Below are 25,189 nucleotides of genomic sequence, written 5' to 3'. Positions count from 1 at the left end.
GGGCGCAAGAGTCATAAAAAGGGCGACAGCGGCCAGGACGATGAAGCGAGACAAAAGCCGGCCTTTCACTGCGTCCTCGCGCGTGATGCGCAAGTGGAGCCGATGAAGGCTCAACCCTTCAGAAATTCCCCGGCCTTGTAAAGCGAGCGAAACGCCACGCCGGCCTTGGCGAAGGTCTCGGCTGCGCCTTCATCGCGGTCAACCATCGTGAAGACCAGCACCACTTCGCCGCCGGCCTCGCGCACGGCTTCGAGTGCCTTCACAGCAGAGCCGCCAGTGGTGGTGACGTCTTCGACGATGACAATGCGCTTGCCTTCCAGCGTCTCGCCCTTGGCGAGACCTTCGACAGCGAGACGCGCGCCGTGTTCTTTCGGCTTCTTGCGGACAAAGAAGGCCGCGATCGGATGGTTCTTTAGCCAGGAGAGCTGTGCGAGAGCGCCGGCCAGCGGCACGGCGCCCATCTCAAGCCCGCCAACATAATCGAGATTGTCGTCGCGCAGCGCGTCATAGGTCAGCTCGGCCAGCAGGGCCGCACCTTCCGGGTGGCACATCGTGGGTTTCAGGTTGAAATAGAAATTGCTCTTGCGGCCAGAAGCCAGCGTGATCTCGCCGTAACCGAACGAACGGTCGCGGATGATCTCGAACAGGCGGGCGCGGGCGGCTGATTTGGTCAATGGCATGTCTCTGCTGAAACGGTCTCTGTGCTGAACCGGGCGCAATCTATCGGCGCTTTCCGGCACATTCCAGACTGGCGCGGGTGTCGTCAACACTCTCGGGTCGTTTTACCGCCCGTCGGGACGATGCTACAGACCGGGCAACAAGATCGGGCAAGACCGGAAGAGGAAACGCATGACTATCGAGTTGCACACCTGGAATACGCCGAACGGCCGCAAGATCTCCGTCGCGCTGGAGGAAATGGGCCTGCCTTACAAGGTCTTCCCGGTTCATATCGGCAAGGGCGAGCAGATGAAGCCCGAATTCCTGAAAATCAGCCCGAACAACAAGATCCCGGCCATCGTCGATCCCGACGGGCCGGACGGCAAGTCGGTCAGCGTGTTCGAATCCGGCGCCATCCTGCTCTATCTCGGCGAGAAGACCGGCCAGTTTCTGCCAAAATCCCTCGGCGACCGAATTTCGGTGCTGGAATGGCTGATGTGGCAGATGGGGGGCTTCGGTCCGATGCCCGGCCAGGTGCATCATTTCATCGCGCTGGAGGACGAGACCCAGCGTGTCTATGGGCTGAAGCGCTATTCCGACGAGACGCGCCGGCTCTATGGCGTGCTAGATCGTCGCCTGGCCGACCATGAATTCGTTGCCGGCGCGCTGTCGGTGGCCGATTTCGCCATCCTCGGCTGGGCCTGGCGCCACGAACGCCACAAGGTGTCATTCGCCGATTTCCCGAATGTCGGGCGCTGGTACGACACGCTGATGGCGCGTCCGGGCGTGAAGCGCGGCATGGAGGCGAAGCTGGATTAGAGCGTTTTCGAGCGAAGTGGGTACCGGTTCGCATCAAGAAAACGCGTCAAAACAAAAAAAGCTAGAGCCTCGGTTCTGCTTCTAGCAGAACCGAGGCTCTAGGCCCGCTTAGTCTCCAGCGCCATCCGCACCGCGAGGCCGGCGAGCACCGTGCCCATCAGCCAGCGCTGCAGCTTGAGCCAGGTCGGTCGCTCGCCGAGAAACAGCGCGATCGATCCGGCGCCGAGCGCGATCAGCCCGTTGACGCCGACGCTGATGATCGTCTGGGTCGATCCGAGCACCAGCGACTGTGTCAGCACGCTCCCCGCCGTGGGATCGATGAACTGCGGCAGCAGCGCCAGATACAGCATCGCGATCTTCGGATTGAGCAGATTGGTGACGAAGCCCATGACGAACAATTTGCGCGGGCTGTCGATAGCGAGCTTCTTGACCTGGAACGGCGAGCGGCCGTTCGGCTTCAGCGCCTGCCAGGCCAGCCACAGCAGATAGGCCGTGCTGGCAAGACGCAGCGCGTCATAGGCATAGGGCACTGCGAACAGCAGCGCCGTGATGCCGAAGGCCGCGCAGAGCATGTAGAAGATGAAGCCCAGCGCCACGCCGCCGAGCGACACCATGCCGGCCGCAGGCCCCTGCGTGATCGAGCGCGAGATCAGATAGATCATGTTCGGTCCCGGCGTGAGCACCATGCCGAGCGAGACGAGGGCGAAACCGAGCAGGGATGTGAGATGGGGCATTCTGACGTTCCGGTGGGTTGCGGACATATTATCGGGCAACGTAATCTGGCGCCATTGCGTAAAATACACCCGCGGCGATCAAATATTTCAGCCGGGGGACGCCAGCTTGTCGATCAATGTGTGCGGCCGCTGGTGAAGGCGAACCAGACAGCGATGCCGAGCAGGACTACGGCCAGGCAGCGGCGTATCTTGTGGCGACGATCGGGTGTCGCAATGGTTGTTTGCAGGCTTCCGGCGAGCGTGACGATGGCCATATGGATCGCCGTGGCGATGCTGACATAGATAACGCTCAGCATCAGCGTCTGCGCCATAACCGGGCCGCCATCGATCCGCACGAATTCCGGCAGCACTGCGACGTAGAAGACCGCAGCCTTGGGATTGAGCAGATTGGTCACCAGTCCGCGCCGGAATGCACGCCATGGCTGGCTGTCCTCGCCTTCGACCGCTTCAGCGGTTTCGCTTTCGCTCGCCCATGCGTCCCAGGCGAGCCACACCAGATAGGCCACGCCGGCCCATCGCAGCATCTCATAGAGCCAGCCCGAATTGTCGATCACTGCGGCAAGTCCGAGCGCCGCAGCAATACCATAGGTCATCAGGCCCAAGGCGATACCGGCGACCGCAGCGAAGCCGACCCGCAGCCCGTGCGATAGCGACAGGGACGCGAGATAGGCCATGTTGGGCCCAGGCGTGATCTCGATGATCGTTGCGGTCAGCGCGAAGGCCAGCAGTGGATTGATGCCGGTGAAACTCATGTGGCCCCTCGCGACGTTTCAATCGGACGCGGGGAAAGGCTGCTGCTTAATGCGCCTCTTCCCAGTTATCCGCCGCGCGCGCATCCACGTGCAGCGGCACCGACAGCAGCACCGCCGGGAATGGCGCGTCCTGCATGGTGTGCTGCACGATAGGCAGCGTCGCCGCGACTTCGTCGTCGGGGACCTCGAAGATCAGTTCGTCATGCACCTGCAGCAGCATTTTTGCTGAGAGCTTCTTCTCTGCCAGCGCATCTTCCATCCGCGTCATGGCGCGGCGGATGATGTCGGCCGCGGTGCCCTGCAGGCGGGCATTGATGGCGGCGCGTTCGTTGAAGGCGCGGATCGAGGCGTTGCTCGCCTTGATGTCCGGGTAGTGGCACTTGCGGCCGAACAGAGTCTGCACATAGCCGTGCTCCCTGCAGAAATCGCGCGTCTGATCCATGTAAGCGCGGATGCCGGGGAAGCGCTCGAAGTACTTCTTGATATAGGCGCCGGCTTCCTCGCGGGGGATGCTGAGCTGATTGGCGAGGCCGAAGGCCGAGATGCCGTAGATGATGCCGAAATTGATCGCCTTGGCGCGGCGACGGATTTCCGCCGGCATGTCCTTGACCGGCACGCCGAACATTTCCGACGCCGTCATGGCGTGAATGTCGAGCCCGTCCTGGAAGGCCTGTTTCAGCACGGGGATATCGGCGATCTCCGCCAGCAGTCGCAATTCGATCTGCGAGTAGTCGGCCGACACCAGCTTGTGTCCGGGCGCGGCGATGAAGGCACGGCGGATCTTGCGGCCATCCTCGGTACGAACAGGGATGTTCTGCAAATTCGGTTCGTTGGACGATAGGCGTCCCGTGGTCGTCGCAGCCAGCGCGTAAGTGGTGTGAACGCGGTGGGTCTGCGGATGCACGTAGTTCGGCAGCGCGTCGGTATAGGTCGAGCGCAGTTTCGACACCTGGCGCCAGTCGAGGATTTTCCGCGGGAATTCGTGGCCCTGTTCGGCGAGGTCATCGAGCACCTGCGCGGAGGTTGACCATGCACCGGTCTTGGTCTTGCTGCCGCCCGGCAGACCCATCTTGCCGAACAGGATATCGCCCAATTGTTTGGGGCTGCCGATATTGACCTCCTCGCCGGCGATCTCGCGGATCTCCGCCTCGATGCGGGCAGCGGTCTGCGCGAAGTCCGCCGACAGTTTCGAGAGCACTTGGCGGTCGATGGAGATGCCGCGGCGCTCCATGCGGGCGAGCACGGAAATCAGCGGTCGCTCCAGCGTCTCATAGACGGTGGTCATGTGCTCGGCCGCAAGGCGCGGCTTCAGCACATTCCACAGCCGCAGCAGCACGTCGGCGTCTTCGGCGGCGTAGGCCGTGGCGCGGTCGATCTTGACCTGCTCGAAAGTCAGCTTGCCTTTGCCAGAGCCGATCAGTTCGCCAAAGGTCAGCATGGCGTGGCCGAGCCAGATCTCGGCGAGCGCATCGAGCCCATGGGCATTGCGCCCGGCATCGAGCGCATAGGACATGAGCTGCACGTCGTCGGTGTTGCGCAGGGTGATGCCGTGCTGTGCCAGCAGTACCGCGGTGAACTTGATGTTGAAGCCGATCTTCAGCAGGCCCGCGGATTCCAGCATCGGTTTCAGCGCTTCAAGCGCATCGGCAGCCTTGATCTGATCGGGCTCGAGGTCGGCGGCGAACAGGCCTGAACCGTCGCCGGACTGGCGATGTGCCAGCGGCACATAGCAGGCATCATTCGGACCGAGCGACAGCGCGATGCCGACCATGTCGGCCTGCATCGGATCGATCGACGACGCCTTGCACTCGAACGCGACGTGGCCGGTATCGAGGATCCGCGCAATCCATGCGTCGAGCTCGGCGAGCGTGCGCACGGTCCGGTAGTCGTCGCGCTTGACCGGCAGTTTTCGCGCGGCTGCGGCGCGGGCGGCGGCGAGAGAGACGGGCGTCAGTGCAGAACGGTTGGCGTGAACAGGCGCTTCGATATGCGCGCTGCTCGTCGGACTTGAGACATTCCCTCCCCCCTTGCGGGGGAGGGTTAGGGAGAGGGGTGAGCCAAACAGGTCGCTCTCGCCTGTGGACCCCCCACCCCGGCCCTCCCCCGCAAGGGGGGAGGGAGCAGAAGCGCCGCCGCTGATCCCTGCCGCATCCACATCCGCCGGATCGATCTCGGCATATTCAGCGACGCGGCGCGTCAGCGTCGAAAATTCCATCGCCTTCAGGAACGCGATCAGCTTGCGCGCGTCGGGCTCGTGCACGGCGAGATCATCGAGGGGCACGTCGAGCGCGACCTTGTCGTCGAGCAGCACCAGTTTCCGCGAGATGCGCGCTTTTTCGGCGTGCTCGATCAGCGATTCTCTCCGCTTCGGTTGCTTGATTTCGCCAGCGCGATTGAGCAGGGTTTCGAGGTCGCCATATTCGGTGATGAGTTGCGCGGCGGTCTTGATGCCGATGCCGGGGACGCCCGGCACGTTGTCGACGCTGTCGCCGGCCAGTGCCTGCACTTCGACAACCTTGTTTGGCGGCACGCCGAATTTCTCGATCACCTCGGCAATGCCGAGGCGGCGATCCTTCATGGTATCGTACATGGTGACCTGCTCGGTCACGAGCTGCATCAGATCCTTGTCCGACGACACGATGGTGGCGGTGGCGCCGCGTTCACCGGCTTCGCGGACATAGGTCGCAATCAGGTCGTCGGCCTCGAAGCCGCCCTGTTCGATGCTCGGCAGGTCGAAGGCGCGGACCGCGTCGCGGATCAGCGCGAATTGCGGGATCAGGTCGTCTGGCGCGGGCGGCCGGTGCGCCTTGTATTCGGGGTAGAGCTTGTTGCGGAAGGTGACTTCGGACTTGTCGAAGATGATCGCCAGATGCGTCGGCCGGTTGTCCGGCGGCATGTCGCGGATCAGCTTCCACAGCATGTTGCAGAAGCCCAGCACCGCATTGACCTGCAGCCCGTCGGACTTGCGGTTCAGCGGGGGCAGTGCGTGATAGGCGCGAAAAATATAGGACGAGCCGTCGACCAGAAAGACGTGGTCGCCCTTCGCGAGGGCCTTGAGGGTGGCGGGCTTGGCGGCGGCTGTTTCTGAGGTTTTCGGCATGGCCGCAACTTAAGGATTTTCACCGGAAATGACAGTCTGTCAGCCGGTCATCCCGCCGGTTTTTGTCATGTGGTCCGGCTTGCGTCGCGCCCTGTTACATGTGCCCTTGCGCCGGTCATTGCCAATCGAAGGACCATCCATGCCCGACCTCGCCGAACTGATGGACAAAATGAAGAGCGTGGAGGCCGAGATCGAGGCCGAACTGACCCGGCGGCGGGAGGAGCTGCGGTTTCGCTTCGAGCGGCGCAAGATCGCGTTCGAGCAGGACATCGAGGATCTGCAGCGCGCCATCAAGGTCAAGGCCTCAAAATACCTCTTCAACGCCAACCCGCTCATCGTGTTGTCCGCCCCGGTGATTTACTCGCTGATCATCCCCTTCGTGCTGATTGATCTCTGGGTGATGGCCTATCAGGCGATCTGCTTTCCGATCTACGGTATCCCCAAGGTGCGGCGCCGTGACTATCTGGTGTTCGACCGGCATCACCTTGCCTATCTCAACATCATCGAGAAGGTGAACTGCGCCTATTGCTCGTATTGCAACGGCGTCGCTGCCTTTGTGCGCGAAGTCGCCGCCCGCACCGAAGTCTATTGGTGCCCGATCAAGCATGCGCGCCGCGTGCTCGGCCCGCATCCGCATTATGTCGGCTTCGCGGATTTTGGCGACGCGGAAGGCTTCCGCAGCCGGATCGAGAACATGAAGGATGGTGTGAAGCTCAATGACGGCACGCCGCCCAAGGTGGTGTGAGTTTTACTCCGCCGCCTGCAGCGTCGCGCTTTTCTTCTTCGGCGCAATCCAGAACGCTGCCGGGCGTTCGAACAGGAAGTTCGCACGGACCATCAGTGCGAGCCTCCAGATCACCAGCGCGCCGATGACGCCGCAGAGCGTCACCAGCAGCGAGATCGTGCCGATGTCGAACGGGCTGAACTTCAACAATAGCGCGCGGGATGTCGCCATCGGCAGGAAGAAGGCGAGATAGATCACGATGGAATGCTCGCCGAAGAAGCGGATGAAGCCGAGCCACTGCATCTTTGCCAGCAGCGTGCCCATCACGATGATCGCGACCGCGCCGGCAAAGCCGAGCATCAGCGAGATCACCGGCCATTCGCTGCAGCCGTCATAGACGAGAGCGGCATTGACCAGTGCCCAGGCCGCGAGGCCGACCAGCGCCATCACTGGTCTGGCCCGCGCCCGATCGGACAGCGCGAAGACCTGCGTTGCGAACAGATAACCGGAATAGAAGTAGACGAAGCGCGAGCAGAATTCGTCGATCATCGTCCAGCCGGTGGTGACATGCGCCATCTCCAGGGCGGCAGCGATGCCCCAGATCAGCAGCGGCGGCACGCGCCGCGCCAGCTTGGTGACGACGAAGAACACCGGCAACATATAGATGAACCACAGCGTGCCGAACGGCTCGATATAGGAGATCAGATAGAGGTTGGCGACATAGGCCCAGCCATGTTCGGCGGCGAAGCCGGGCGCCTTGAAGCCGAACTGGATGGTCACCCACAGCACGTAGAAATACAGGAAGTGGACGACCTTGCGGTCGAGATAGGTCCGCCAGTCGCGGTCGATGACGACAGCCAGAAATAGCCCGGAGATCAGGAAGAAATCCGGCATCCGGAACGGCTTCGCGAAGGCCACCAGCAGATGCATGTAGCCGGTCTGGCCGGCGGCCAGTTCGACACCCAGCACTGAATGCATCATCACCACCATGACGATGCAGATGCCCTTGGCGTAATCGACCCAGTCGATTCGCTCTGTCCCTGACAGCGCCGCGCGATCGGCGACGGCGAAGGTGCCACTGGTGGTCATCGGTATCCCCTGTTCGGCGCTTCTTTTGGCAGGATCATGAGACGAGATCGGTTTCAATTGCCTTTCCCTGAACCCCAAATATGCCCCGCAAATGGTTGCGGCAGTGCGAGTTTGGCGGGGTGGTTAACGCAGGTTAAGGAATGTGGGATGGTCCGCCGCTTCGCTGCCGCGTATGACAGCCGGGACCATTGCAGAGCCTGATTTGACCCGAACCTTCGATACATCCCTACCCATCGATGCTGTGCTCGACGACCTGTCGCGCGCGCTGGACGCCGGCAACGCCGCGGTGCTTGTCGCGCCGCCGGGCGCCGGCAAGACTACGCGCGTGCCGTTGGCGCTGCTCGATGCACCGTGGCTGCAGGGCAGGAAGATCATCATGCTGGAGCCGCGGCGCATCGCAGCCCGCGCCAGCGCCGAGCGGATGGCGAAAACGCTGGGCGAGCGCGTCGGCGAAACCGTGGGCTATCGCGTCCGCTTCGGCTCGAAGATCTCGCGCAATACCCGCATCGAGGTGGTCACCGAAGGCATCTTCTCGCGGCAGATCCTCGATGATCCCGAGTTGAAAAATATCGGCGCGGTGCTGTTCGACGAATTTCACGAGCGCTCGCTCGATGCCGATATGGGCCTCGCGCTGGCGCGCGATGCGCAGATCGGATTGCGCGAGGACATGCGCATCCTGGTGATGTCGGCGACCATCGACGGCGCGCGCATTGCAAAACTGCTTGGCGATGCACCGGTCATCGCCAGCGAGGGTCGCGCCTATCCCGTGGAAACGCGCTATCTCGGCCGCAAGCCCGACATCCAGCTCGAGCGGCAGATGGCCGACGCCATCGCGACCGCCTTGCGCGCCGATCCCGGCTCGGTGCTGGCGTTCCTGCCGGGCGCTGCAGAAATTCGCCGCACGCAGAATTTTCTCGCCGAGCGCGTGCAGGACGCGTCCATCGAGATCGTGCCGCTGTTCGGCGCGCTCGATGCCGGCGTGCAGGACCGTGCCATCCAGCCCGCGCCCAAGGGGCAGCGCAAGGTGGTGCTGGCGACCTCGATTGCCGAGACCTCGCTGACCATCGAAGGCGTGCGGATCGTGGTGGATTCCGGCGTCGCGCGCGTGCCGCGCTATGAGCCGGACATCGGGCTGACGCGGCTGGAAACCGTGCGCGCCTCGCGCGCCGCCGTTGACCAGCGCCGCGGCCGCGCCGGACGTACGGAGCCCGGCATCTGTTATCGGCTATGGGACGAGCCGCAGACGGCGTCGCTGCCGGCCTACACACAGCCGGAAATTCTCAGCGCCGATCTGTCGACGCTGGTGCTCGATCTCGCGCAATGGGGCGTCAGCGATCCCGCGCAATTGACTTTCCTCGATCCGCCGCCCGCGCCAGCGCTGAAGGAAGCGCGCGGCCTGCTCGGCGAACTCGGCGCGCTGGATGGTAATGGCCGCATCACCGAGGAAGGTCACGCGCTGCGCGCGCTAGCCCTGCCGCCGCGGCTGGCGCGCATGATCGTGGATTCGGCGCGGTTTGGTTATGGCGAGGAGGCCGCCGAGATCGCCGCCATTCTCACTGAACGTGGTCTTGGTGGCGACAGCGTCGATCTCGACCACCGCCTTGATCAATTCCGCCGCGACCGCTCGCAGCGCGCCGGCAGCGCGCGGCAGCTCGCGGAGCGCTGGGCGGGGCAGGTTGAAGGCAACACGAAGGCGGCTGCTGCTCCCTCCCCCCTTGCGGGGGAGGGTCGGGGAGGGGGGTCCACAAGCGAGGTCGGAGTTCGTGGCACCCCCACCCCCGGCCCCTCCCCGCAAGGGGGAGGGGAGCGCACGGTCGGAGCCAAGACCAATAGCGATATCGATCTCACCACCGGCACCATGCTCGCTTTCGCCTTCCCCGATCGTGTGGCCAGAAATCGCGGCAACGGCAGTTTCGTACTTGCCAATGGACGCGGTGCGTCGATCGAACAGAGCGCGGCACTCGCACGCGCGCCTTACATCGCCGTCGCCGAACTCACCGGCACCGCCGCCAATGGCCGCATCCTGCTGGCGGCGCCGATCGCGCAGGCTGATATCGAGGCGCGTTTCGCTGATCAGATTGAAAATACGGATGAGATCACGTTCGATCGTGCGTCGATGTCACTGCGCGGGCGCCGCAAGCGCGTGCTGCATGCGATCACGCTGTCGGAAGCGCCGTTCACGCTGAAGCCGTCCGAAGACACCGCGCGCGTCTTCGCCGATGGTCTTGTGGCCGCGGGCATCGATCGCCTGCCATGGTCGAAGGCGCTGCAGCAGTGGCGCGGACGTGTGATGTTCCTGCGTGCGTCGGAAGGCGACACATGGCCCGATCTGTCCGACACTGCGCTCGCCGCGGCGCGCGAGAGCTGGCTGATGCCGGCATTGTTCGACAAGACCTCGCTGAAGGATTTTTCGGCCGGCGATCTGTCCGATGCCGTGATGGGTCTGCTGCCCTGGGATCTGCGCGCGCGGCTCGACAAGGAAGCGCCGACGCATTTCGAGGCGCCGACGGGGACGGTACTGGCGATCGACTATGAAGCCGAGCAGGGGCCGACCATTGCCGTCCGTCTGCAGGAATTGTTCGGGCTCAACACCCATCCGTCGGTCGCCAAGGGCAAGGTACCGCTGGTGCTGGAATTGCTGTCGCCGGCGCAGCGGCCGGTGCAGGTTACGCGCGATCTGCCGGGCTTCTGGCGGGGCAGCTACCTCGATGTGCGCTCGGACCTGCGCGGCCGCTATCCGCGCCATCCCTGGCCGGAAGATCCCGCCAATGCGCTGCCGACGCGCCGCGTGAAGCCGCGCGGGACGTGATCATCAGGCAAAGTGCCGCTCATTAACGCTTCGCTCATCCTTTTCGCGAAAATAGCAGTCTGTAAGACCGTCCTGAACGGACGGTGGTGAGCCCGTGTGATGAACTCGCGGTTCCCCTGATTGCGTTCAGTGAGGTTGCGTATGCGTAGTATCATGTTCTTCGCGGCGATCCTGATCGGTCTGGGCACCGTGATGGCGCAGATGGCCGACAAGATGACGGCGACGACGCCGGCCATGGCGAAGGCGTCATCCGCCGCACCCACCACACAGGGCAATGCAAAGGCCGGTGTCCGCAGCCTGTCGATTGCGCGCGATGCGCGCGGTCACTTCCAGACTGAAGCTAATATCGATGGCCAGCGCATCGGCTTCATGGTCGATACTGGCGCGTCCGTCATCGCATTGAATGAAAAGTCGGCGGCGCGATTTGGCCTGCGTCCCTCGCGTGCCGATTATAACGCCACGGTGACAACGGCGAATGGAACGCTGAAGGCAGCACGCGCGCGAATCGCCATGGTGCAGGTCGGTGAACTCACCGTGCGTGATGTCGATGCGATGGTGCTGCCCGATGAGGCACTTTCCGAGAATCTGCTCGGCCTGTCGTTTCTCTCGAAGTTGAAACGCTTCGAATATGCAAATGGCCGGATGGTACTCGAACAGTAGTACCTCATATCCCACGGCATTTACGCCGCAGCCCAATTCTAAACAAACTCGCATCCTTGAATGCCCGCACGTCTTCCCACAGACGTGCGCAAAGGCTAAGCCTGCGCATTCGAGATTGATCCCAATAGATGCGAGGTCCCGTGATGTTTCCGAAGCCGAAGCCCTTGCTCGTGCCGAATACCTACGCTTACGAATCCGAGCCGATGGTAAAGGCCACGGGTTTTCGCGAATATGACGCGCGCTGGCTGTTCGGCAAGGAAATCAACCTGATGGGCATTCAGGCGCTGGGCATGGGGCTCGGTGCGCTGATTGCAGAACTCGGCCAGAAGCAGGAAATCGTCACCGGACACGATTTCCGCGGTTACTCCGCCTCGATCAAATACGCGCTGATGACGGGCCTGATGGCCGCCGGCTGTAAGGTCCATGATATCGGTCTTGCGGTAACGCCGATGGCCTATTTCGCGCAGTTCGATCTCGATGTGCCCTGTGTCGCCATGGTGACGGCCTCGCATAACGACAATGGCTGGACCGGTGTGAAGATGGGCGCCAGCAAGCCGCTGACCTTCGGTCCGGACGAGATGACCCGGCTGAGGGAAATCGTGCTCAATGCCGAGTTCAAGAACAAGGCTGGCGGCTCCTATCAATTCCACGAGAATTATCCGGCGCGCTATATCGCCGATCTCACCAACCGTCCGAAGCTGAAGCGCAAGCTGAAGGTCGTCGTGGCCTGCGGCAACGGCACCGCTGGTGCTTTCGCGCCGCAAGTGATGGAAGCGATCGGCTGCGAGGTGATCCCGCTCGATACCGAGCTCGATCACACCTTCCCGAAATACAATCCGAATCCGGAAGACATGGAGATGCTGCACGCGATCCGCGATGCGGTGCTCGAACACAAGGCCGATGTCGGTCTCGGTTTCGATGGTGATGGCGATCGCTGCGGCGTCGTCGACAACACCGGCGAGGAAATCTTCGCCGACAAGGTCGGCGTGATGCTCGCGCGCGATATGTCCGCGGTTCACAAGGATGCGACTTTCGTGGTCGATGTGAAATCGACTGGCCTGTTCGTGACCGATCCGGTGCTGCAGAAGCAGAATGCCAAGACGACCTATTGGAAAACCGGCCATTCCTACATGAAGCGCCGCACCAATGAGCTGAAGGCGCTCGCCGGCTTTGAAAAGTCCGGTCACTTCTTCTTCAATGCGCCGGTGGGCCGCGGTTATGACGACGGCCTCGTGTCGGCGATTGCGATCTGCGAGATGATGGACCGCGCCCCGGGCAAGACCATGGCCGATCTGAAGGAAGCACTGCCGAAAACCTGGTCCTCGCCGACCATGTCGCCCCATTGCGCGGATGAGACCAAGTATGGCGTCGTCGCTGCGGTGGTGAAGCATTTCGAGGATGCGCAGAAGAAAGGCGACAAGGTTGCCGGACAAGCGATCCGCGATCTCGTGACCGTCAACGGCGTGCGCGTCACCTGCGAGGACGGCAGCTGGGGCCTGGTGCGCGCATCGTCCAACAAGCCGGAGCTGGTGGTCGTGGTCGAAAGCCCGGTCTCCGAAGCGCGGATGCACGACATGTTCGAAGCCATGAACGTGGTGCTGCGGACGCATCCGGAAGTCGGCGCGTATAATCAGACGATCTAATTTCTCCTGTCATTGTCCGGTTAAGCCGGGCGATGACAGTTGGTGGAAAATCGTGCAGAGCTACGGTCTGGCTGCCTGATCCGCTGCAATCATCTCCGACATCTCCCTTGCCGCCTGCGTCACATAGCGCTCCTTGTGGCGCAGCTGGATGAAACGCCGTGTCGGCAGCGAGGCCTTGATGGCGATGAGATCGCCGCTGCCGATCAAGGCGGCGGCAACCAGGCGTGAGATAATGCTCGCACCAGCGCCAGCCACGACGGCCGCGCAGACGGCTTCGTTCGATGGCAGCTCCATGGCAACGCGAACGTGGTCAGGCGCGATGCCTGATTGGTCCAGCACCGATTGCGCGATGGCGCGCGTGCCGGAGCCGGCTTCACGCAGCACCCAGTCTGTCTCGGCGAACTGACCCGGCACGACAGTGTGTTGCTTCGCCCATGGATGCGATCGGCCGACCACCAGCACGAGCTCGTCGTCGCCCACGGGCTGGGTCGCGAGTGCCGGGTCGTCAATCGCGCCTTCAACGATGCCGAGATCGACCTCGCCATCGCGCACCCAGTCCGCCACCTGTTCGGTATTTCCGATGCGCAGGCTGAGGTCGATGCCGGGGAAGCGCTGGCGGTAGCGTGCCATGATTGGTGGGAGAAAATAGTTGCCGACGGTCTGGCTCGCGGCAAGCGCAAGGGAGCCACGCGTCATGCCGGCCATATCGGTGAGCACGGTCGTCGCGGCGGCGGAACGTGCCAGCACGGCCCGAGCTTCGATCAGAAAGGCGCGGCCAATCTCGGTCAACTCGATGCGGCGGCCGACACGGTGAAACAGTTGCGTCGCATAGCGCGCCTCGAGCGCCGCAATGGCGGCGCTGGTGGCGGATTGGGTGAGATGCAGACTCTCGGCAGCCCGCGTCATGTGCTCGTGTTCGGCGACGGCGACGAAGATCCGGAGCTGTTCGAGCGTCATGTGATCTCCGTCAGGTAGTGAGTGTGACCAGCGCAAGGCTGAAGCTGGCAATGAAGAGGAAGGCTGCGGCGCCGAGTAGCAGTGGGCGCAGGCCCTTGGCGCGCAGCTTCTGGATATTGGTTTCCAGCCCCATTGCGGCGAGCGCCATGGTTAGCAGGAAGGTCGTGATCGGAATGATCAGGCTCATAGCTGCATGTGGCGCGTCAACGAGGCTATTCAGGATCACCATCGCCACGAAGCCGAAGGCGAACCACGGCATCGGCACCTTGGCGCTGCCGGATTCCGCGCCGATGGCGCGTGCGCGCCGTGTCGTCAGCAGGCCAAGTGTAATCACCACCGGTGCCAGCATCATCACGCGCGCGAGTTTCGCGACGGTGCCGAATTCGCCGGCGTCGCGGCTCTGCTGGAAGGTGGCCGCGACCACCTGCGCGATCTCGTGGATCGATGCGCCGGCCCACAGCCCGAAATGATGCGGGTCGAGCTGCAGCACGCTACCGAGTAGCGGATAGACGAACATGGCGATCGAGCCAAAGATGGTGACGCAGGCGACCGCGTAGGCGACATCCTCATCGGACGCGCGGGTCACGGTGTTGGTCGCGATCACGGCGGAGGCGCCGCAGATCGATGTGCCGGCGGCAATCAGTTCGACAAGCTGGCGGTCGATGCCCATGGTGCGGCCGAGCCAGGTGGTGAAGACGAAGGTTGCAACGAGCGTTGCCGCGATCACCGCAAAGCCGACGGCGCCAACCTCCAGCAATTGCGCCGCGGTGAGCTGTAGGCCGAGCAGGATGATGGCGAAGCGCAGGATGCTGCGCATGGAGAAGGTGATGCCGGCTTTGGCTGCAGCCGGCGTGCCGGAAGTGTTCTGGATCGCGATACCGATGCCGATGGCCAGGATCATCGGACTGGCGAAGCCGACATAGGGGATTTCACGCAAGGCGAATGCGGCGCCGGCGATTGCGCCGGTGAGCGCCAACCCGGGAAGAAGCGGGAGGTTGCGAGCAGCAAGCGGGCTGGTGCGGTTCGCATCTTCGGCAAGAACGGTCATGGGCCAAACTCCGGTTTGGCCACATCCTCATGCCGTTCGATCAATAAATCTAATTGATCGTTATTGTTGCTTCAATCGAAATATATGATTGATCTGTCTCGACGCCGTCGCCCGCTCGGACTGGGCGACGACAGCACGCCATTACTCAAGCAGCCGGCATGGGTGGCACTGGCAGCGCCGTGACCGACTTGATTTTCTCCATGGCGAAGCGGGAGGTGACGTTCTTTAGCGCCACGGCACTGATCAGCTTCTTGTAGAAGATGTCGTAGCTCTGCATGTCGGCCACGACCACGCGCAGCATGTAGTCGACGTCGCCGGCCATCCGGTAAAATTCCATGACTTCCGGCATGGCGCTGACGGCATCGGCGAATTTCTTCAGCCAGGCGTCGGAATGGTCGCCGCTCTCCACCGAGACAAACACCGAGATACCCAGGCCGATCTTGTTCTGATCGACCAGCGCCACCCGGCGGAGGATCACGCCATCGGCCTCAAGGCGCTGGATGCGCTTCCAGCACGGTGTCGACGAAAGCCCCACGCGGTCGCCGATCTCGGCCACCGATAGCGAGGCGTCTTCCTGGAGCACCGTCAGGATCTTGCGATCGATCGCATCGAGGCGGCGGGTGGATTCAAGGGGCTGGTCGGCGACATCGGTCATGGGAAGAACTTTGTTCTAATTATGGGGTCATGTAACCTCATATATAGAACATTCTTCCAAAGCAAGCCCTGCGCGGCCTCAGCTAAGGGCGCCGACCCTGGATTCCCTCAAAAGCTGTTCGACTTCAGCACGTTGCGGGCAGGCAAAAGCACCGCCATAGCGGGTGCATTTCAGGGCCGCGGCGGCGGAGGCGAAGCGCAGCGCCTCCGGTACCGACTTGCCGCCCGCGAATTCCAGCGCGAAGGCGCCATGGAAAATGTCGCCGGCGCCGAGGGTGTCCACGGTGTGAACGGGGAAGGCCGGGGTTTCCTTCGGATGTCCCTGCTCGTCGAGCCACAGTGTGCCGCGCGGGCCGCGGGTGACGGCGAGGAAGGACGAGGTCAGCGTCGCCATCTTCTGCAGCGCCTTGAGATTGTCGGTGATCCCGGCGGTCGATTGCAGCGCGTCGTCCGAGAAGATCAGGTGCGAGGAAGCGGTCAGCAGGCCCTCGCGCTGTGACAGCGTGCTATCGATATCGACCACCACGGGAATGCCGCGATGGCGCGCCTCGATGCAAAGCTCGGTGGCAAAGCCCGCGCAGCGGCTCTCGACCAGGATGGCGCTGCTGTCCTTCAGCAGCACGTCGTGGTCGGGCAACTTCACCTTCCAGAGTTCGGGATCGCGGAAGGTGACGATGGTGCGCTCACCCGAAGGGTCGATCATGACGGCCGAGATCGGTGTCACCAGACCCGGCATATGCACCAGATGCGCGGAGTCGATGCCTTCCTTGGCAAGATCGTCGAACAGAAACTGGTCGGCGGTCTCGTTCTTGTCGCCCATCGGTCCGGTCATCGACGCCCGGCCGCCCAGCCGGCTGACGCCGATGGCGGCGTTGAGCGCGTTGCCGCCGATGATCTGGGCGAAACGCTGGGAAGGGAATTTCTGGCCACGCCCGGGGACGGATTCGACGGCAAAGGTGAGGTCGCGAACCGGCAGGCCGATACACAATACGTGGACAGGCTTGGCACTCATGAGAAACTCCCCCGTAAAGTCAGACGTGCAGGTCAGGCTTGGTCGGGATGCAGCCAGCGACCGAGCAGATGATGCGCGATGGCGAACGGATGTGGTCCCGCGAGCCCGTCGGGGTGTTCGCGTTTCCACATCAGCATCGCCTCGTCACGGTCAAACCACCGGGCGTCCTCAAGTTCCATTTTGTCGACGGTAATCTCGTCGCTGATGGCGCGGGCCGAGCAGCCGATCATCAGGGATGATGGGTAGGGCCAGGGCTGCGTCATGTAATAGGTGACGTCGGTGCAGCGGATGCCGGCTTCCTCGAAAATCTCGCGCTTCACCGCGTCCTCGATGGTCTCGGCCGCTTCGACGAAACCGGCGAGGCACGAATACATGCCCGGCGCGAACTGCTTCTGGCGGCCGAGCAGGCACTTGTCGCCCTTCTCCACCAGCATGATGACGACCGGATCGGTGCGTGGAAAGTGCTCGGTCTTGCAGCTCGGGCAGACGCGCTTCCAGCCGCCTTCGGCCATCGACGACTTGGCGCCGCAATTGGCGCAAAACCCGTGGCGCTGATGCCAGGAGACGAGCGACTTGGCCTGTGCAACCGCCGAAAGCTGCTCCGGCGGCACCACGCCCTGCATGGCCATGCCGCGGAGTTCGCTGACAACGACATCGTCGCGGGTCAGCAGCTTTTCCACTGCGGGTGCGCCGATGCCCATGCCGAATACGGCATCGCCATCACGCAGGCCGAGAAAGACGGTGCCGGGATTAGCGCCGAATTTCAGCGCCTCGTCGATGGTTAGCAGCGCGCGCTGGGCATCGCCATCCTTCTTCATGACCAGCGAGTCGCGATAGATCACATAAGCGCGCGAGGAGCTTTTGCCCTCCAGCGCGAACAATTTCTCGTCGCTGAAGCGCAGATGCGCGGCGCGATCGAGCGTGTTGGAGACGAAGGCCGGATTACCGAGCGGAAACATGGTGCTTGTCATGATGGTCAACCGAGCCAGATCTTGCGGCGGAGTTCTGAGATAAAGCGCTGCACTTCGGCGGCGTCATGGGCGAGTGGCGGCATCACGCCCCAGATCGGCCGCGGCCAGGCGGCATCGGTCTTGCGGCGGGCGATGATGTGGACGTGCAACTGCGGCACCATGTTGCCGAGCGCCGCGACATTAAGCTTGTCGCATTTGGTGATTTCTTTGAGCGCGCGGCCGACACGGTTGATCTCGGTCATCAACTGGCCCTGCGCGACCTCGTCAAGATCGATGATCTCGGTCGTGTCGGCGCGGCGCGGCACCAGCATCAGCCAGGGGTAGTGCGCGTCTTTCACCACCAGCACGCGACTGAGGGGCAGGTCGCCGATATCGATGGTGTCTTGTTGCAGCTGCTCGTGCAGCGACCAGGAATCAGAGGGGGCCATTCGGACTCTCAATTAAGGCGCGCAGCGTCGCAGGAAGTGGCTGCGCAGACAACCTCCGTCATGGCCGGTTTTGCGCGTCTGGACCACGTTTTCTTGCGACTTTCCTGCGCAAATCTTGCGGCCGACTTGCGGCATCCGCCGCGCTTGCTTTCCGACCATTTTGGCCCCAAATAAGCACCGGGAGATTGGCGGTGGACGAGCCACTCGCCAATCGGGTCAGGTCCGGAAGGAAGCAGCCCTAACGAGATCCGGATCGGGTCGCTCGTCAGTCTCCTACTTGTTTTATCGAGCAAATTCAGCGTCCTGCACACGGGTCGTTTGCTCGGTGGGGGCCTTGTTCGATGAGTGAGGCAGCATCGAAGGCCGGAACCTGTGTCCCGTTCCGCCTATGATGCGCCAGATGTTCCGCAAGCCGGCTTTACGAGACAACACATTGCGGATTCCTCGATGACCGACGCTGGCACGTCCCCTCCCGATGATCACCAGACCGGTTTCGATATGGGGGTTGCCCGGGCGCCTGCAGCCGCCACGCCTTATCGCGTGCTTGCGCGAAAATATCGCCCCGGCAGTTTCGACGATCTGATCGGCCAGGAAGCGCTGGTCCGTACCGTCTCCAACGCGTTCGAGACCGGCCGCATTCCGCAGGCCTGGATTCTCACCGGCGTCCGCGGGGTCGGTAAGACCACGACGGCGCGCATTCTGGCGCGCGCGTTGAATTACGAGATGGCGGATGGATCGGTGAAAGGTCCGACCATCCACATGCCGACACCCGGCATCCACTGTCAGGCGATCATGGAAAGCCGGCATATCGACATTCTTGAAATGGACGCCGCGAGCCACACTGGCGTCGACGATGTCCGCCAGATCAATGACAGCGTGCGCTATGCGCCCTCCAGCGCACGCTACAAGGTCTACATCATCGACGAAGTCCACATGCTGTCGACCGCCGCCTTCAACGCATTCCTGAAGACGCTGGAAGAGCCGCCGGAACACGCCAAGTTCGTGTTCGCCACTACCGAAATTCGTAAAGTCCCTGTGACGGTGCTGTCGCGCTGCCAGCGCTTCGACCTGCGCCGCGTAGATGCCGATGTGCTGATGAAGCACCTCTCGAACATCGCGGGCAAAGAGAATGTCGAAGTCGAGCCGGAAGCGCTGGGCATTATCGCCCGCGCCGCCGAAGGCTCGGTGCGCGATTCGCTGTCACTGTTCGATCAGGCCATCGCGCATGCCGCAGGCACGGTCCGTGCCGATGCGGTCCGGCAGATGCTCGGCCTCGCCGATCGTACGCGGGTGATCGACCTGTTCGATTCGCTGGCGCGCGGCGACATCGCCAGTGCCTTCCGCGAGTTTCGCGAGCAGTACGACGTCGGTGCCGACCCGATCGTGGTGCTGAGCGATCTCGCTGAATTCGTCAATTTCGTCACTCGCGTGAAGATCGTGCCGGCGACCGCCGACAATGTCGCGTTTGGCGAGACCGAACGTCTGCGTGCACGCGATTTCGCCTCGAAGCTGTCGATGCGGGTGCTGTCGCGGATGTGGCAGATGCTGCTCAAGGGCATCACTGAAGTGCAGGGCGCAACACGTCCCGCCGCTGCCGCCGAGATGGTGCTGGTACGCATTGCTTACGTCGCCGATCTGCCGACGCCGGATGAAGCGATCCGGATGCTTGACCAGAATGGCGGGACGTCGCCGATGATTCCAACGAATGGTGGAGGCCGTGCCGCGCCATCATCCCCTCCGTCGGCATCCTTGCCGTCAGCGCAGATGCCGTCCGCCATGCCGACGATGTCAGCGGGCGTATCGCGTGGCCCGACCATGCAGCGCGGCGGGGCCGAGCCATCGCCGCGGCCGCAGGTCGGCATGACGGATGCGCAGCCAGCGCAGGTGCTGAAGATTTCGACATTCCCCGAACTTGTGGCATTGGCCGGCGAGAAGCGCGACCTGATGGTGCGCGGTGCGCTTGAAGCCGATGTACGCCTGATCAAGATCGAGGACGGGCGGCTTGAGTTGGCGATGGAGCGCACCGCGTCGCGCACGCTGATCAACGATCTCTCGCGCAAGCTTGAACAATGGACGGGCCGGCGCTGGGCCGTGATCGTGTCCAACGAACAGGGCCAGGCGACGTTGCGTGAGCAGCAGCTCGAGCAGAAGAACGAGCGCCAGCGCGCGGCGGAAGCCGACCCGCGGGTGAAGGAAGTATTGGCGCGGTTCCCTCGTGCGAAAGTCGAGGTGCGTGTCATCGCTCCCGAGCCGCCGGAATTTAGCGGTAGTGACAGTGACCTGATCAGCGACGATGCGTCCGACGGTCTCAACGACGACGATTAATCGAATTGCGAAGGAAAGCTCATGGCTGATTTTCTCGGCATGATGAAACAGGCAGCGCAGCTGCAATCGAAGATGAAGGCGATGCAGGACGAGCTCGACCATGTCGAGGTCGAAGGCATCTCCGGCGGCGGCCTCGTGTCCGTGCGGATGACCGCGAAGACCGAAGTGAAGGCCGTGAAGATCGATCCGTCGCTGGTCAAAGCCGACGAAGTTGAGATCCTTGAGGATCTGCTGGTCACAGCGCTCGGTGATGCGCGCCGCAAGGCGGAAGCTGCGATGCAAGAGAAGATGCAGGCGCTGACCGGCGGCCTCGGTCTGCCGCCGGGGATGGGCCTTACCTGATATGGCGTCCACGGCCGGTCCGGAAATCGAGCGCCTGATTCAACTGCTGGCGCGGCTGCCCGGGCTTGGCCCGCGCTCGGCCCGGCGTGCCGCGCTGCATCTGATCAAGAAGCGCGAGGCGCTGATGACGCCGCTGGCCGGTGCCTTGCAGGTCGCGATCGACCGTATTCAGGTCTGCAAGGTCTGCAGCAATATCGACACGCAGAATCCCTGCACGATCTGCACTGACCCGCGCCGCGATCCCTCGACAATTGTCGTGGTCGCCGATGTCGCGGACTTGTGGGCGCTCGAACGCGCCCATGCGACGACGGGCAAGTATCATGTATTGGGTGCAACGCTGTCGCCGCTCGACGGCGTCGGCCCGCAGGATCTGACCATCGACGCATTGGTGTCCCGTGCGCATGATTCAGAGGTAAGCGAAATCATCCTGGCGCTGAATGCGACGGTGGATGGGCAAACCACCGCACATTACATCACTGACCTCCTGCAAGAGGCGAATGTGAAAGTCACGCGGCTGGCCCACGGCGTGCCGGTTGGCGGTGAACTCGATTATCTCGACGAAGGCACGCTGTCGGCCGCGATGCGGCAGCGGACGCTGTTTTAAGACTGGAAGAGCATTGATGACACGATTCGACTTGAAGGCTTTGCCGACCTGGGCCGTTGCAATTTGCGCGGCCGGTCTGTTTGCGACGGCTGCGAGCGGTGCGACGGAAACGCCGGCTGCGCCAGCCGCACCGGTGGCACCAAAAACGATGAAGATCGGCGACGTGCTGACTGGGCAGCTCAATGCCATGCGCAGCCGCGACGCCAAGGGCAAGCGCACCAACGTGTATCAAGTGGTCAGCGAGCCCCGCCGGCTGCCGGCCCCCGCCGGTCTATGCAATCTCGAGACCGGCCCCGAGACCTTCGAGATCGTGGCGGCAAGCGAAGCGCAAGCCACGCAGTTGCAGAAACTTGTCGGCAAGGAAGTGGCGTTCAAGGTGTCGGAAGTGTCCTGCGCCGAACAGGCAGGCCAGATGAGCGAAGCGTTGGTGACGAAGTGGAGCGTGGTATCGAAGCCGAACTGAGTTCGCTTCGGTTAAACCCGCACCGGCCCCAGCATTTCGAAATGTCCGCGGCGCTGCAGCCAGATCAGCAGGATCAGGCTGGGCACCGCGACGACCACGCTGATGACGAAGAACATCGGCCATCCCGTCGCTTGCGCGACGTAGCCGGCGCCCGCCGATAGATAGGTCCGCCCAACCGCAGCGAGCGCCGTCAGCAACGCATATTGCGTGGCGGTGTGCAGCGGATTTTTGCAGAGTGCAGAGAGGTAAGCGACGAAGATCACGGTGCCGATGGCGCTGGTGAAATTTTCGACCGAGATGGCCAGTGCCAGCGCCCATTGATTGACGCCGACAATGGCGAGCCACGAGAACGCCAGGTTGGACACCGCCTGCAACACGGCGCCGATCCACAGGCTGGCTGCCAGCGAATAGCGCCGCGCCACGAAGCCGCCGGCGAAACCACCGATCAGCGTGGCAGCGAGGCCGACGCCTTTGACGATGGCTGCGTAATCGTTGCGGGTGAAGCCGAGATCGATCACGAACGGCGCCGTCATGGTGCCGGAAAACGCATCGGTGAATTTGAACAGCACGACGAAACCCAGCGCTGCCCAGGCATCCTTGCGGGCCAGGAATTCAGAGAATGCGCCGATTGCGGCCTGCAGCACGCGCGTGAAGGCGCTTTCGCCGCGTGTCGCGGCTTCGGCCTGCGCTGATTGCTCGGGCTCGGTGGCGGCGAGCGCCGTGACCGTGCCGATCAGCACCATCGCAGCCATCGCCACATAGCCCCACATCCATGCGGTGGAGCGCGCGATGCCCGTGCTCTCGAAGGCGCTGACCAGAAACAGCACGCCGGCGGTCGAGATCAGCATGCCGATGCGATAGGCCGCGACATAGGACGCCATGCCGGCCGCCTGTTCGCTTTCCGGCAGGCTCTCCACACGAAACGCATCGACAACGATGTCCTGTGTCGACGACATCGCTGCGACCAGTAGCGCGCCGAGGGCGACGAACAGTGGCGAGCGGGCGGGGTCGGTAAGCGCCAGCAGCAGGATCGCGCCGATCAGCAGCAGTTGTGAAAATACCAGCCAGCCGCGGCGGCGACCGAATTGCCGCGTGAAGAAGGGCACATGCAGCGCATCGACCAGCGGCGCCCAAAGGAACTTCAGCGTGTAGGGCGTGCCGACGAGCGCGAACAACCCGATGGTACCGAGATCGACGCCAGATTCGCGCATCCACACCAGCAGCGTCGAGCCGGACAGCGCTAGCGGCAGGCCCGACGACAGGCCAAGCAGCAGCACAATCAGCACCCGCGGCTGCGTGTATACCGCCATGCTCTCACGCCAGGAGGCACGGGGCTTCAGGGTGAGGGCGGCTTCGGACGAGTCAGGCGCACTGGTCATGGGGAAGGGTTAGCAGATTCGGAAGGAAGCGGCCTGTGGCCTATTCCCCCGCCTGAATCTTGCGCGGCAGCGGCGCGAACATGTCGGGGGCTGCCGTCTTGGCAATGACCGGGGCGACCTCGGTGGCAGGCTCGCTCTTGCTGAAATCAAGTTCCTCGATACGTCCGGCGCGCTTCTCGATCTTGTCGGCGGAGATCAGGATCTGGCGGACGTCCTCATTGGCCTGTCCGAAATGCGTCTGCAGCTTCATCACGCGATCGCGCAGGCGGGTGAGGTCGTCGCCCAGATTCAGTACCTCGGTGCGGATCTGGTCGGCAGCGTCGCGCATGCGCGCGTCCTTCAGGATCTGCTGCATCACCTGGATCGCCAGCATCAGCAGCGACGGCGATACCAGCACCACACGGGCGCGATAGGCCTTCTGAATGATGTCGTCGAAGCCGTCATGGATTTCCGCATAGACGGATTCTGACGGCACGAACATCAGCGCCGTATCCTGCGTCTCGCCGGCCACCAGATATTTTTCGGCGATGTCGGTGACATGTTTCATCACGTCGGCGCGCAGTCGTTGCGCAGCATGTTTCTTTTCCTCGTCGCTGCGCGCGTCATGCAGCGCCGTGACTGCCTCTAGCGGGAATTTCGCGTCGATGCAGAGTGGCCGCTGATCCGGCAGGAAGATCACGCAATCCGGCCGCTTGCCGGACGACAGCGTGTGCTGGAACGCATAGGCGCCGCTCGGCATGCCGTCCCTGACGATGCTCTCCATGCGAGCCTGACCGAAAGCGCCACGCGACTGCTTGTTGGCAAGTACGTCACGCAAGGTCGTCACCTGCGAGGTGAGGTCGGTGAGGTTCTTGTGCGCGTTGTCGATAATGCCCAGTCGCTCATGCAGCGCGCTCAGGCTTTCCATGGTGTTACGGGTGGTCTGTTCCATCGACTGGCCCACGCGATGGGTCACCGAATCCAGCCGCTCAGATACCGCGCGTGCCATGTCGGCCTGACGACCCGCCAGCGCCTGGCCCATGGCGTCGACGCGGCCGGTGGCCTCGTTCTGCGCCCTCAGCACTTCGCTGAGGCGTTCTTCCAGTTCGTCAGCGCGGATCGCGTGGGCCATGGCCATGGCGGCGCCGCGGCTACCGGAGCGAGCGATGATGATGGCGATGGTGAGCAGCAAGGCCAGCGCCAGCGCGCCGAAGCCCATCAATGCCACGCCGGCGGTGACCGGCATATCGCCGATCATGAAAAGGATCTCGTTCATCCCATCCTTGTAGCCGATTCGGGGCGTGACGCGAACGAAGAGGGAACGTTCATGGTTAACGAATAATGAACTTTCCTGGTTAACCCATCCTTAAGAAACGTGGTTAGCGAGGCCTTAACCGGCATGGTTAACCTTGCCTTAATCTTCATGGCTAGCGGGGAGTTAACGCCCTTCAAAGTCCAGCTTTTCCAGCGGATTGACCCGGACCGGCCCGCAGATTAAATCGCCCGACATGGCCATTCGTGAAATCATTATCCTGCCGGACAAACAGTTGCGGCTGATATCTAAACCTGTCGAGAAGGTGACGTCAGAGGTGCGCAAGCTCGCCGACGACATGTTCGAGACGATGTATGACGCACCCGGGATCGGGCTAGCGGCGATCCAGATCGCGGTTCCGCTTCGGCTGATCACCATGGACATCGCCAAGAAGGACGATGAGGAGGACGGCAAGAAGCCGCGCGTCTTCATCAATCCGGAGGTCATCTCGGCCTCGGAAGAGCTCTCGGTCTATGAAGAGGGCTGCCTGTCGATTCCGGAATATTACGAGGAAGTGGAACGCCCGGCGACGGTGCGTATCCGCTATATGGACCTCGACGGCAAGACCATCGAGGAAGAGGCCTCAGGCCTGTTTGCGACCTGCATTCAGCACGAGATCGACCATCTCAATGGCGTGCTGTTCGTCGACTATCTCTCCAAGCTGAAGCGCGACCGCGTGCTGAAGAAGTTTACCAAGCTCGCCAAGCGCGCGGAGTAGGTTTCTCCGC

General features: G+C 62.8%; 23 protein-coding genes and 1 other RNA gene. 11 read left to right on the top strand and 13 right to left on the bottom strand.

The annotated features are described in order from the left end of the window. Nucleotides 1-110: 110 nt before the first annotated feature. Nucleotides 111-674 carry an orotate phosphoribosyltransferase gene (gene pyrE, locus AB8A33_RS24115; protein ID WP_231078288.1) on the bottom strand — a complete coding sequence of 188 codons (564 nt, stop codon included), beginning with the start codon at nt 672-674 and terminating at the stop codon, nt 111-113. Nucleotides 675-849: 175 nt separating this feature from the next. On the opposite strand from pyrE, the gene AB8A33_RS24110 reads away from it, so the two are divergent. Further along, nucleotides 850-1,476, top strand: a complete 627-nt coding sequence (locus AB8A33_RS24110; protein ID WP_439095056.1) for a glutathione S-transferase family protein — start codon at nt 850-852, stop codon at nt 1,474-1,476. Between the two features lie 98 nt (nt 1,477-1,574). On the opposite strand, the gene AB8A33_RS24105 is transcribed toward AB8A33_RS24110, so the two are convergent. From AB8A33_RS24105 to polA, 3 genes are all read right to left on the bottom strand, one after another. Then, nucleotides 1,575-2,210: a LysE family translocator gene (locus AB8A33_RS24105; protein WP_439095055.1), complete on the bottom strand. Its 636-nt coding sequence runs from the start codon at nt 2,208-2,210 to the stop codon at nt 1,575-1,577. Between the two features lie 113 nt (nt 2,211-2,323). After that, the gene (locus AB8A33_RS24100; RefSeq protein WP_439095054.1) at nt 2,324-2,962 is read right to left on the bottom strand and encodes a LysE family translocator; all 639 of its coding nucleotides are present in this window, start codon (nt 2,960-2,962) and stop codon (nt 2,324-2,326) included. A 46-nt stretch (nt 2,963-3,008) separates the two neighbouring features. After that, entirely contained in the window at nt 3,009-6,062 is a 3,054-nt protein-coding gene (polA, locus tag AB8A33_RS24095) for a DNA polymerase I (RefSeq protein ID WP_439095053.1), read from the bottom strand. Nucleotides 6,063-6,201: 139 nt separating this feature from the next. Between polA and AB8A33_RS24090 the strand changes: the two genes are divergently transcribed. After that, on the top strand, nt 6,202-6,807 hold the full coding sequence (locus tag AB8A33_RS24090) for a hypothetical protein (RefSeq protein WP_439095052.1): 606 nt from the start codon (nt 6,202-6,204) through the stop codon (nt 6,805-6,807). 3 nt (nt 6,808-6,810) lie between these two features. Here AB8A33_RS24090 and AB8A33_RS24085 read toward each other — a convergent pair whose 3' ends face one another. Then, the gene (locus tag AB8A33_RS24085) at nt 6,811-7,875 is read right to left on the bottom strand and encodes an acyltransferase family protein (RefSeq protein WP_439095051.1); all 1,065 of its coding nucleotides are present in this window, start codon (nt 7,873-7,875) and stop codon (nt 6,811-6,813) included. A 202-nt stretch (nt 7,876-8,077) separates the two neighbouring features. On the opposite strand from AB8A33_RS24085, the gene hrpB reads away from it, so the two are divergent. From hrpB to AB8A33_RS24070, 3 genes are all read left to right on the top strand, one after another. Next, on the top strand, nt 8,078-10,684 hold the full coding sequence (hrpB, locus tag AB8A33_RS24080) for an ATP-dependent helicase HrpB (protein WP_439095050.1): 2,607 nt from the start codon (nt 8,078-8,080) through the stop codon (nt 10,682-10,684). A 141-nt stretch (nt 10,685-10,825) separates the two neighbouring features. Next, complete coding sequence (locus tag AB8A33_RS24075) at nt 10,826-11,344, top strand: TIGR02281 family clan AA aspartic protease (RefSeq protein ID WP_439095049.1); 519 nt, start codon at nt 10,826-10,828, stop codon at nt 11,342-11,344. A 143-nt stretch (nt 11,345-11,487) separates the two neighbouring features. Then, entirely contained in the window at nt 11,488-12,987 is a 1,500-nt protein-coding gene (locus AB8A33_RS24070; RefSeq protein WP_439095048.1) for a phosphomannomutase/phosphoglucomutase, read from the top strand. A gap of 60 nt (nt 12,988-13,047) precedes the next feature. On the opposite strand, the gene AB8A33_RS24065 is transcribed toward AB8A33_RS24070, so the two are convergent. The 6 genes from AB8A33_RS24065 to AB8A33_RS24040 all read right to left on the bottom strand — a co-directional run bounded on the left by AB8A33_RS24065 (nt 13,048) and on the right by AB8A33_RS24040 (nt 18,057). After that, the gene (locus tag AB8A33_RS24065) at nt 13,048-13,944 is read right to left on the bottom strand and encodes a LysR substrate-binding domain-containing protein (RefSeq protein WP_439095047.1); all 897 of its coding nucleotides are present in this window, start codon (nt 13,942-13,944) and stop codon (nt 13,048-13,050) included. 10 nt (nt 13,945-13,954) lie between these two features. After that, nucleotides 13,955-14,992: a YeiH family protein gene (locus AB8A33_RS24060; RefSeq protein ID WP_439095046.1), complete on the bottom strand. Its 1,038-nt coding sequence runs from the start codon at nt 14,990-14,992 to the stop codon at nt 13,955-13,957. 145 nt (nt 14,993-15,137) lie between these two features. Next, complete coding sequence (locus AB8A33_RS24055) at nt 15,138-15,647, bottom strand: Lrp/AsnC family transcriptional regulator (RefSeq protein WP_089262825.1); 510 nt, start codon at nt 15,645-15,647, stop codon at nt 15,138-15,140. Between the two features lie 78 nt (nt 15,648-15,725). Beyond that, nucleotides 15,726-16,658 (bottom strand): sugar kinase, encoded by a 933-nt coding sequence (locus AB8A33_RS24050; protein ID WP_439095045.1) that lies wholly within the window; start codon nt 16,656-16,658, stop codon nt 15,726-15,728. Between the two features lie 32 nt (nt 16,659-16,690). After that, a complete protein-coding gene (gene nudC, locus AB8A33_RS24045; RefSeq protein WP_439095044.1) occupies nt 16,691-17,629 on the bottom strand; it encodes an NAD(+) diphosphatase in 939 nt (312 codons plus the stop codon). A gap of 5 nt (nt 17,630-17,634) precedes the next feature. Next, a complete protein-coding gene (locus AB8A33_RS24040) occupies nt 17,635-18,057 on the bottom strand; it encodes an HIT domain-containing protein (protein WP_439095043.1) in 423 nt (140 codons plus the stop codon). Nucleotides 18,058-18,237: 180 nt separating this feature from the next. Between AB8A33_RS24040 and ffs the strand changes: the two genes are divergently transcribed. From ffs to AB8A33_RS24015, 5 genes are all read left to right on the top strand, one after another. Further along, nucleotides 18,238-18,334, top strand: an RNA gene (gene ffs, locus AB8A33_RS24035) — signal recognition particle sRNA small type. 170 nt (nt 18,335-18,504) lie between these two features. Next, entirely contained in the window at nt 18,505-20,382 is a 1,878-nt protein-coding gene (locus tag AB8A33_RS24030; protein WP_439095042.1) for a DNA polymerase III subunit gamma/tau, read from the top strand. A gap of 21 nt (nt 20,383-20,403) precedes the next feature. Beyond that, entirely contained in the window at nt 20,404-20,724 is a 321-nt protein-coding gene (locus AB8A33_RS24025; protein WP_089262819.1) for a YbaB/EbfC family nucleoid-associated protein, read from the top strand. A gap of 1 nt (nt 20,725) precedes the next feature. Then, nucleotides 20,726-21,328 carry a recombination mediator RecR gene (gene recR, locus AB8A33_RS24020; RefSeq protein WP_089262818.1) on the top strand — a complete coding sequence of 201 codons (603 nt, stop codon included), beginning with the start codon at nt 20,726-20,728 and terminating at the stop codon, nt 21,326-21,328. A gap of 16 nt (nt 21,329-21,344) precedes the next feature. Continuing rightward, complete coding sequence (locus AB8A33_RS24015) at nt 21,345-21,791, top strand: hypothetical protein (protein ID WP_439095041.1); 447 nt, start codon at nt 21,345-21,347, stop codon at nt 21,789-21,791. Nucleotides 21,792-21,802: 11 nt separating this feature from the next. On the opposite strand, the gene AB8A33_RS24010 is transcribed toward AB8A33_RS24015, so the two are convergent. Further along, nucleotides 21,803-23,170, bottom strand: coding sequence for an AmpG family muropeptide MFS transporter (locus tag AB8A33_RS24010; RefSeq protein ID WP_439095040.1), 1,368 nt, complete (start codon nt 23,168-23,170; stop codon nt 21,803-21,805). 40 nt (nt 23,171-23,210) lie between these two features. Then, a complete protein-coding gene (locus AB8A33_RS24005) occupies nt 23,211-24,425 on the bottom strand; it encodes a DNA recombination protein RmuC (protein WP_439095039.1) in 1,215 nt (404 codons plus the stop codon). Nucleotides 24,426-24,657: 232 nt separating this feature from the next. Here AB8A33_RS24005 and def point away from each other — a divergent pair, with 232 nt between their 5' ends. Next, nucleotides 24,658-25,179 carry a peptide deformylase gene (gene def / locus AB8A33_RS24000; protein WP_175368577.1) on the top strand — a complete coding sequence of 174 codons (522 nt, stop codon included), beginning with the start codon at nt 24,658-24,660 and terminating at the stop codon, nt 25,177-25,179. The last annotated feature ends 10 nt before the right edge of the window (nt 25,180-25,189 follow it).

Origin of the sequence: Tardiphaga sp. 813_E8_N1_3, assembly GCF_051811025.1 — a bacterium.
Lineage (GTDB): Bacteria > Pseudomonadota > Alphaproteobacteria > Rhizobiales > Xanthobacteraceae > Tardiphaga.
Note: the sequence above shows the minus strand (reverse complement) of the source record. Positions and strands in the feature narration are given on the sequence as shown.